The following is a 9,024-nucleotide window of genomic DNA, read 5'->3' on the forward strand; positions in this document are numbered from 1 at the left end:
CCTCGTACATCTTCGCGGATTCCTACGCGAAGGCGATGATCTGCCGCGCCGCCGATGCCTGTCCGGGGAATGCGGAGGATTTCTGCACGGACGGCAGGTGCCGCTACGATATCTCCGCCTTCTGGGGCTATGCCATCGCGCCGTCCGGCGACCCGGCGGTGCGGGCGGCCACCGCGGCCTATGCCGGGCTGAGGCGCGACCCCCTGATCCGGTCGCGTCTCGAGGGCGAGGCGCTCGCGGCCGCGAAGGACGCCGTCTGCCAGCCGTTCCCGGTGAAGGCCTACCTTCCCGGCGGCACCCTGACGCAACCTGCCGACAGCTACCTGACCCTTTGCGGCAAGCGCCAGTCCGCGGGCGCCGATGCCGATGGACTCGCGCCCCTGAAGATCGTCGATCTGGCCTCCGCGAAGCGGGTGTTCTCCTTCCATCTCGACGGTTCCTTCCACCGCCGCTTCGGCGAAAGCATGTCGGGACTGGCCGCGACGCTGTCACGCCTTTCCGACGCCCGTCTCTCCGTCACCAAGCGCTGCGGGGTGGAACTGAAGGACGTCGGCATCCTGAAATACGGCGGGGGCTTTTCGGCCAAGGCCAATGCCGGCGGCCTGGTCGAGGTGCGGCTTGGCGCCGATGTTTCCATCGCATCCGAGATAAGCGAGACGCTGGGCAAGGACGATTTCATGCTTTTCTCGACCTATTTCATCCGGCCGATCCCGATCGGGGCGAACGGACCGCCGCAGGGCGGGGAGGGCGAACTCTGGCTCTTCAAGATCGTCTTCAAGGCCCGTTGCGAGAATGGCGTGCCGGCGAAGGCGACCTCGATCCTCGTCTTCTACGAACGGCTCGACGCGGGCTATGTCGAGATCGCCGCAAAGGGCCAGCTCTTCGAAAGCTACCAGAAGGACTGGCAGAACCTGTCCTTCGTCGAGAACAGCGACCCGCAGTCGCTGCAGGACGGCAAGTTCTGGAAGATCGTGGACCATGTCGGCTACTTCATCTGGCGCGATACGCTCAGGACCTTCTTTTACGAAGGAGTTCCAGGTACCTACGATCTCTTGCTGAAGTATCCCGAGGAACAGCGCCCACTGGTGCGCGACTTCTTCGTCTATCTCATGCTCACCGCGGCCTATCACCATCGCGATCCGCAAGGATGACTGACATGACCCGGCTATTCGCGTTTCTCGTCCTCACGCTTGTCCCCGCGCCGGCGCCTGCGCAGGACCGGCCTCCGGCCTGCGAGACGGCCCAGACGTGCTGCTGCACCATGGCCAACGGGCTGCAATGCTGCGGCGCCTCGGCCAGTTGCGGCAGCGGTGCCGTTTCCGGCTGCGCCTGCGGAACGCTTGTCGCCCCGGGCTGACGTTCAGATCGAAAAGCTGGTCCCGCAGCCGCAGGACGAGGAGGCGTTCGGGTTGTCGATCACGAACCGCGCGCCGATCAGTTCCTCGGAAAAGTCTATGACGGCGTTCGACAGGAAGGGCAGCGAGACGGAGTCGATCAGCACCTTCTGCCCGCCGCGTTCGATCACCAGATCGTCCGCCGCAGGCTCGTCGAACCTTATGTCGTACTGGAAGCCCGAACAGCCGCCCCCCTCGACCGCGACGCGCAGCGCCTTCGCGTCCCCGGTCGCGGCGTTGATCTCCGCCAGCCGCGCGAAGGCGCGGTCGGTCACTTTCGGGGGAAGCGTCAGGTCCATGGCTGCAAGCGCCTTATGTCAATTCCGTCCGCTTCATCATATATGACCGGGGAGCGACGCGACAAGAACGGGCCCCGATGACTCTCGCCCCCTATGCCTGCCACCCCGAGGAAAGCCGCGGCCGGCAGTTCCCCGAAGCGATGTCCACCTTCCGCACGCCCTTCCAGCGGGACCGCGACCGGATCATCCATTCCAGCGCGTTCCGCAGGCTGAAGCACAAGACCCAGGTCTTCGTGGAGCACGAGGGCGACTACTACCGCACCCGCCTCACCCACACGATCGAGGTGGCGCAGGTCGCGCGCACGATCGCCGGCCATCTCGGGCTCAACACCGACCTTGCCGAGGCGGTGGCGCTCGCCCACGACCTCGGCCATCCGCCCTTCGGCCACACCGGCGAGGATGCGCTCGCGGACCTCATGGCGCCCTACGGCGGCTTCGACCACAACGCCCAGGCCATCCGCATCGTGACGAAGCTGGAACGCCATTACGCCGACTTCGACGGGTTGAACCTGACCTGGGAGACGCTCGAAGGGATCGCCAAGCACAACGGCCCGGTGATCGGGCCGAAGGCTTCCGGCTCCCATGCGGTGGGCGACCCCGCGCTGCTGCCCTATGCGCTGAAGGAGTTCAACGACGGCTTCGACCTCGATCTCCAGACCTTCGCCTCGGCCGAGGCGCAGGTGGCGGCCATCGCAGACGACGTCGCCTACAACCACCACGACCTCCACGACGGGCTGCGCGCCGGACTCTTTTCAGAGGCCGACCTGATGGGCCTTCCGGTCACCGGTCCGGCCTTCGCCGAGGTGGACCGGCTCCATCCCGGCCTCGACCCCTCGCGCCGCCGGCACGAGGCGCTGCGCCGCGTCTTCGGCGCCATGGTCGAGGACGTGATCGCGGTGGCCCGCACGCGGCTGCAGACCTCCAGCCCGAAGTCGGCGGCTGAGATCCGGGCGATGGACGGACCGATCATCCGCTTCTCCAAGCCGCTCTACCAGAACCTCAAGGCGATCAAGGCCTTCCTCTTCACCCGGATGTACCGCGCCCCCTCGGTGGTGGCGGAACGCCAGCGGGTGACACGGATGATCGACGAGCTTTTCCCGCTCTTCCTCAACGACCCCGCGCTCCTGCCGGCGGAGTGGCGCGAGGACGTGGCGAGAGCGCGGGACCGGACCGAGCTTGCACGGGTCGTCCTCGACTACGTGGCCGGCATGACCGACCGCTTCGCCATTCAGGAACACGAGCGCCTGTTCGAACGCACCGAGGCGAGAGGTCCGGAATGACGGACAAGGTCGCGCTGGCCTTCCTTGCCTCGGTCGACGCAGGCTATATGACCGGGAACAACATCACGGTCGATGGTGGACTCACCCGGTCTGTATAGGGCAGTGCGATGGCGATAGCGGAAACTTCGGGCGCGATGAGCCCGATCATGGCTTTCGCGGTGGTGGGGGGGCTGGGCGTCGGCAGCCAGTGGCTCGCCTGGCGTTTGCGGCTTCCGGCCATCGTCCTGATGCTGGCGGCGGGTATCCTGGTCGGGCCGGTCCTCGGCCTTTTCGACCCGGCGCGCGACATCGGGCCGCTGACCAGGCCGCTGATCTCGCTGGCCGTGGCCGTCATCCTGTTCGAGGGCGGGCTGACGCTCGATTTCCACGAATTGCGCGACGCGCGGCATGGTGTGCGGCGGCTGGTCGTCATCGGCGCGCCGCTCGGCTGGCTTGTGTCCACGCTGACCTTGCGCTACGGCGCCGGGCTCGGCTGGGAATCCGCGACCGTCTTCGGCGGCATCATGGTGGTGACCGGCCCCACCGTCATCGCGCCGCTGCTGCGCCAGGCGCGGCTCGCCCGCCGCCCCGCGCAACTCCTGCAGTGGGAGGCGATCGTCAACGATCCCATCGGCGCGCTGGCGGCGGTCCTGGCGCTTGAGGTGGTGCTGGCTTTGCGCACCTCGGAACTGCTTGGCCATGCGCTCTGGACCGTTGCCTTCGGCGTCGCCGTCGCGGCGATCATCGGGCTGGCGGCGGGCTTTGCCATTTCCCGCGCCTTCTGGCGCAACCGGGTGCCGGAATTCATGAAGGTGCCGGTCCTCTTCGTGGCGCTGATCGCGTGCTTCGCGCTGGCCGATACGGTCCTGCACGAAAGCGGCCTGCTTGCGGTCACCGTCATGGGCCTCGTCATCGCCAATTCCGACCTGCCGAGCTTTGTCGAACTGCGCCGGTTCAAGGAACATGCGACGATCCTGCTGGTATCCGGCGTCTTCATCCTGCTTGCCGCGTCCCTCGATTTCGCGATGGTCGAGAAGCTCAGTTGGCGCACGGTCGTTTTCGTTCTGGCCGTCGTGATGATCGCGCGTCCGCTGACGGTGCTTCTGTCTTTGGTCGGGACCGATCTGCCGCACAACGAACGGCTGCTGATCGCGCTGACCGGGCCGAGGGGCGTGGTGCTGGTCGCAGTCGCGGGGCTCTTCGGCACGCGTCTTGCCGATGCCGGGGTGGTGGACGGCGATCTGGTCGCGCCCCTGGCCTTCGCGCTCGTCACCTTCACGGTGGTCCTGCACGGCTTCACCTTCGCGCCGCTCTCGCGCTGGCTCGGGCTCAGCGCGGCCGAGGCGCCGGGGGTGCTGCTGGTGGGCGGCTCGCGTTTCACCACGGGGTTGGCCGAGGCGCTGAAGAAGGCCGGCGTCGAGGTGCTGATCTCGGACCCGAACCACGCCCATCTGATCCGGCCCCGCGCGCTCGGCATCCGCACCTTCTACGGCGACATCCTGTCGGAGGCGGCCGAGCATCAGGTGGAGTTGCTGAGCTACGAGACGCTTCTGGCCGCGACCGACAACGACGCCTACAACACCCTCGTCGCCACTGACTTCGCACCGGAATTCGGCCGCGACCGGACCTGGCAGATCGGACGAGCGAAGGCGGAGAAGTCGCGCCATGCGTTGCCGACCCAGCTTGGGGGACGCCCCTTCGCAAAGGGCCGCACCTGGGACGATCTCGACAGCCTCATGGCCGATGGCTGGACTTTCCGCACGACGAAGCTGAGCGACACGTTCGGGATGGCGGACTGGCGCGCCAAGCGGCCCGATGCGGTGCTTCTGGGCTCGATCGGGCCGAAGGGTACGCTGAAACTCCTCGGCGGCGAGAAAGACCCCGAAGTGGCGGCGGGACACCGCCTGCTTTCCCTGCTGCCGCCGGGTGCCGCGACCGAAGAGGCGGCGCCTGCCGCCTGAAGGCCTCGGCATTGACGGCGCGGGCGGCCTCTGGCATTGCCGAGCCTACGTCAGGGATAGATGAAGATGAACCTTTTTGCGGAGATCCGGGCGCTGGTCGTGGCCAGCCTCGACGACATGGTGGCTTCGGGCGCGCTGCCTGCCGGGCTCGACATGGGCGCCGTGGCGGTCGAGCCGCCGCGCGATGCCGCGCATGGCGACATGGCGACGAACGCCGCGATGGTGCTGGCCAAGCCCGCCGGCCAGCCGCCCCGCGCGATCGCCGAAGGGCTGGCCGCGCGGCTGGCCGGCGACCCGCGCATCGTCTCGGCCGAGGTGGCGGGGCCGGGGTTCCTGAACCTCCGCCTTTCCCCCGAGAACTGGCGTGCCGTCGTCCGTGCTGCCCTGGCCGAGGGCCGGGATTTCGGCCGCTCGGACATCGGGCGGGGCGTGAAGGTCAACGTCGAATTCGTCTCGGCCAACCCCACCGGGCCCATGCATGTCGGCCACACGCGCGGAGCGGTCTTCGGCGATGCGCTGGCCGCGCTTCTCGATTTCGCGGGCCATGAGGTCACGCGCGAATACTACATCAACGACGGCGGGGCGCAGGTCGACGTGCTCGCCCGGTCGGCCTTCGAGCGCTACCGCGAGGCGCACGGGCTTTCGCCCGAGATCGCCGAGGGTCTCTATCCCGGCGACTACCTGATCCCGGTGGGCGAGGCCCTGAAGGCGGAATTCGGCGACCGGCTGCTGAACCTTCCCGAGGGGGACTGGCTGGCCCCAGTGCGCGACTTCGCCACTGCGGCGATGATGCAGATGATCCGCGAGGATCTCGCGCTTCTCGGCGTCAAGATGGATGTCTTCACGTCGGAAAAGGCGATCACCGCCTCGGGCAAGATCGAGGAAGCGATCGAAACCCTGCGCGGCATGGGGCTCATCTACGAAGGCACGCTGGAGCCGCCGAAGGGCAAACTGCCCGAGGACTGGGAGGAGCGCGAGCAGACGCTTTTCCGCTCGACCGCACATGGCGACGACGTCGACCGGCCGGTGAAGAAGTCCGACGGGTCCTGGACCTACTTCGCGCCCGACATCGCCTATCACTGGGACAAGGTCAGTCGCGGCTTCGACCAGTTGATCGACATCCTCGGCGCCGACCACGGTGGCTATGTGAAGCGGCTGAAGGCCGTGGTCTCGGCGCTTTCCAACGGGCGGGTGCCCCTGGACGTGAAGCTCATCCAGCTCGTCAAGCTCTTCAAGAACGGCGAGCCGTTCAAGATGTCGAAACGGGCAGGGACCTTCGTCACCCTCCGCGATGTCGTGGACCGGGCGGGCGCAGACGTGACCCGCTTCGTCATGCTGACGCGCAAGAACGACGCGGCGCTCGACTTCGATTTCGACAGGGTTCTGGAACAGTCGAAGGACAACCCGGTCTTCTATGTGCAGTATGCCCATGCCCGCGTCTGCTCGGTCGTCCGCAAGGCGACCGAGGCGGGGATCGTGGCGACAGATGCCACGCTCGCCCGCGCGGACCTCGGGCCTCTCGCGCACGAGGCGGAATTCTCGCTGGCGAAGAAGGTCGCCGAATGGCCGCGTCTCGTCGAGATCGCCGCGCGCGGGCAGGAGCCGCACCGCATCGCCTTCTACCTCTACGAGCTCGCCTCCGACCTCCACGCGCTCTGGAATCGCGGCAACGAGGACACGGCCCTGCGATTCATCCAGGACGACACAGCCGTCTCGCAGGCGAAAATCGCGCTGGCGCGGGCCGCAGGCGTTGTCATTTCCGCCGGTCTTGGTATCCTTGGCGTGACCCCTGCGGAAGAGATGCGCTGACGAAGGCGCGCCGCCGCCCCGGGGCCTCACAGGCAAGGACGGACAGAGCCGGAACACCGGCCTGCGCCGCGAGCGAGGCAGAGCATGGCGGACGCTGACTATGACGAGTTCGGCACCTTCGGTGTCCATCCCGGGCAAAGGCCTGCCGCGACGCTGCGAGGCCCGCAAGGGCAGACGTGGGTGCGCGGCGCCGGGGCGCTGACTTCGGTCGCACTGATCGTCGGGCTGGGCGTCTGGGCCTACGACCTCGCCGTCCGCGATGTGCGCGGCGTGCCGGTGATCCAGGCCCTCGAGGGTCCCGCGCGGACGGCCCCCGAGAATCCGGGCGGCGAACTGGCGTCCTATCAGGGCATGGCGGTGAACGAGATCGCCGCCGACGGCACCGCCGGCGGCCCGGCGGACCGCCTGACGCTTGCGCCGCGGGCCGACGATCTGACCGCGGAGGATCAGCCGATGGGCGCGCTCGCTGCCTCGGCCGAGAACACGGCACCGGCCCAGCCTGCGGTGCCGGAGATGACGCCCGCCGACGCCACGGAATCCGCGGCCCGGCCGCTCCTGCCCGGCACGGGCGAGGAGGCACCGGTGCTGGCGTCCCTGACGCCGGCCGAACCGCTGCCTGATGGCCTGACCGACACGATCGCGGCGGACGCCGACGGGGCCGGGACGGAGGATCCCGCGATGCCGGCGGCGTCGGTCGACGCGATCCCCGCCGACGTGCCCGGCGTCGCGCAGTCCTTGCGCCCGGCCTCGCGGCCCGTGGGCGCGAGTGCCGGAGGCGAAGCCGTGCCCTACGACGCGATTGCCGAAGCGGCGGCCGCCGCCGTCGCCGAAGCGCTCGGCGCGCCTGCGCCGGGCCCGCTCGACGTGACCGCCAGCACGCTGGCCGAGGGCACCCGGCTCGTCCAGATCGGCGCCTACCCCGACGAGGCGCAGGCGCGGCTCGAATGGGACAGGACGGCGGCCCGGTTCGGGGCGCTGATGGACGGCAAGCGGCGGGTGATCGAGTCGGCCGTCAGCGGTGGCGAGACCTTCTACCGGCTTCGTGTCGAGGGTTTCGCAGACCTTGAGGAGGCCCGCCGCTTCTGCGCCGCATTCAAGGCCGAGGGTGCGGAGTGCGTGCCCACGGCGGTGCGCTGATGGCCCTTGCCGCCGCGGCCGCGATCCTTGGCTGCGAAGGAAGGGTACTCACGGCCGACGAGGCCGCCTTCTTCCGGGAGGCCGACCCCCTGGGGTTCATCCTCTTCGCCCGCAATGTCGAGACGCCCGAGCAGCTCCGGCGCCTGACGGCGGACCTCCGCGCGGCCGTCGGCCGTGATGCGCCCGTCTTCGTCGATCAGGAGGGGGGGCGGGTGCAGCGCCTGCGCGCGCCGCACTGGCGCGAATGGCGTCCGCCCCTGGACGAGGTCGCGCGGCTTTCACCGGACGCGCGGGCACGGGGTCTCTGGCTGCGCTACCGGCTGATCGCGGCGGAACTGCGCGCGGTGGGAATCGACGGCGACTGCGCGCCCTCCGCCGACCTCGCCGGTCCCGATACCCATCCCTTCCTGCGGAACCGCTGCTTCGGAACCGACCCGGCCAGTGTGGCGCAAGCCGCGCGGGCCGCGGCCGACGGGCTGCTTTCGGGCGGTGTCCTGCCGGTGCTGAAGCACCTGCCGGGGCACGGCCGGGCGGTGGTGGACAGCCACCTCTACCTTCCGCGCACCACCGCCGATGCCGCGACACTTGAGGCAACGGATTTCGCGCCCTTCCGCGCGCTGGCCGACCTGCCGGTCGCGATGACCGCCCATGTCGTGTTCGACGCCTTCGACCCGGACCGCCCGGCGACGCTCTCGCCGGCGCTGATCGGCGTGATCCGCGATAGGATCGGCTTCGGCGGGCTTCTCCTGACCGACGACCTCTCGATGGAGGCACTCTCGGGCTCGCTTGGCGAGCGTGCCGCGGGCGCCATCGCGGCGGGGTGCGACGTCGCGCTCCACTGCAACGGGCGCCGGAGGGAGATGGCGGCCGTCGTGGCCGCCGCCGGCCGGCTCTTGCCGGCCGCCGCCGCCCGCGCCGAAGCGGCGCTGGCGGCGCGCCGTGCGCCGGGTGCCATTGACACCGACCGGCTCGCGGCCGAATTTGAGGCGCTGGCAGGAAGCGTTGCGGATGTCTGAGGCGGACGGCTTTCAGGAAGATACGGTCAGCGTGACCGAGCGCCTCGCGGCCGAGTCGCTGATCGTCGATGTCGACGGTTTCGAGGGGCCGCTCGACCTTCTGCTCATGCTGTCGCGCACCCAGAAGGTGGACCTGCGCAGGATCTCGG

General features: G+C 69.0%; 8 protein-coding genes and 1 pseudogene. 8 read left to right on the top strand and 1 reads right to left on the bottom strand.

Annotation, left to right across the window (positions count from 1 at the left end; translation table 11 throughout):
- Together ACMUOO_RS15200 and ACMUOO_RS15205 are read left to right on the top strand one after the other, a co-directional pair.
- Positions 1-1,151: hypothetical protein (locus ACMUOO_RS15200; protein ID WP_413855686.1), on the top strand; the 1,151-nt coding region annotated here is incomplete at its 5' end.
- 5 nt (positions 1,152-1,156) lie between these two features.
- A complete protein-coding gene (locus tag ACMUOO_RS15205; RefSeq protein ID WP_301918021.1) occupies positions 1,157-1,357 on the top strand; it encodes a hypothetical protein in 201 nt (66 codons plus the stop codon).
- 3 nt (positions 1,358-1,360) lie between these two features.
- On the opposite strand, the gene ACMUOO_RS15210 is transcribed toward ACMUOO_RS15205, so the two are convergent.
- Positions 1,361-1,687, bottom strand: a complete 327-nt coding sequence (locus ACMUOO_RS15210) for a HesB/IscA family protein (protein WP_301918054.1) — start codon at positions 1,685-1,687, stop codon at positions 1,361-1,363.
- A gap of 83 nt (positions 1,688-1,770) precedes the next feature.
- On the opposite strand from ACMUOO_RS15210, the gene ACMUOO_RS15215 reads away from it, so the two are divergent.
- The 6 genes and pseudogenes from ACMUOO_RS15215 to ACMUOO_RS15240 all read left to right on the top strand — a co-directional run.
- Complete coding sequence (locus ACMUOO_RS15215; protein ID WP_301918022.1) at positions 1,771-2,973, top strand: deoxyguanosinetriphosphate triphosphohydrolase; 1,203 nt, start codon at positions 1,771-1,773, stop codon at positions 2,971-2,973.
- A gap of 107 nt (positions 2,974-3,080) precedes the next feature.
- A complete protein-coding gene (locus ACMUOO_RS15220) occupies positions 3,081-4,913 on the top strand; it encodes a cation:proton antiporter (RefSeq protein WP_301918023.1) in 1,833 nt (610 codons plus the stop codon).
- A gap of 66 nt (positions 4,914-4,979) precedes the next feature.
- The gene (argS, locus tag ACMUOO_RS15225; protein ID WP_301918055.1) at positions 4,980-6,722 is read left to right on the top strand and encodes an arginine--tRNA ligase; all 1,743 of its coding nucleotides are present in this window, start codon (positions 4,980-4,982) and stop codon (positions 6,720-6,722) included.
- A gap of 84 nt (positions 6,723-6,806) precedes the next feature.
- Positions 6,807-7,859: an SPOR domain-containing protein gene (locus ACMUOO_RS15230; protein ID WP_301918024.1), complete on the top strand. Its 1,053-nt coding sequence runs from the start codon at positions 6,807-6,809 to the stop codon at positions 7,857-7,859.
- On the top strand, positions 7,856-8,875 hold the full coding sequence (locus tag ACMUOO_RS15235; protein ID WP_413855687.1) for a glycoside hydrolase family 3 N-terminal domain-containing protein: 1,020 nt from the start codon (positions 7,856-7,858) through the stop codon (positions 8,873-8,875). The genes ACMUOO_RS15230 and ACMUOO_RS15235 overlap by 4 nt, the downstream gene beginning before the upstream one ends.
- A pseudogene (locus ACMUOO_RS15240) lies at positions 8,868-9,024 on the top strand (segregation/condensation protein A); the annotation flags it as partial. The gene ACMUOO_RS15235 and the pseudogene ACMUOO_RS15240, both read left to right, overlap by 8 nt.

The sequence above is a fragment of the Albidovulum sp. genome, from assembly GCF_041919395.1.
Classification (GTDB): Bacteria; Pseudomonadota; Alphaproteobacteria; order Rhodobacterales; family Rhodobacteraceae; genus Albidovulum.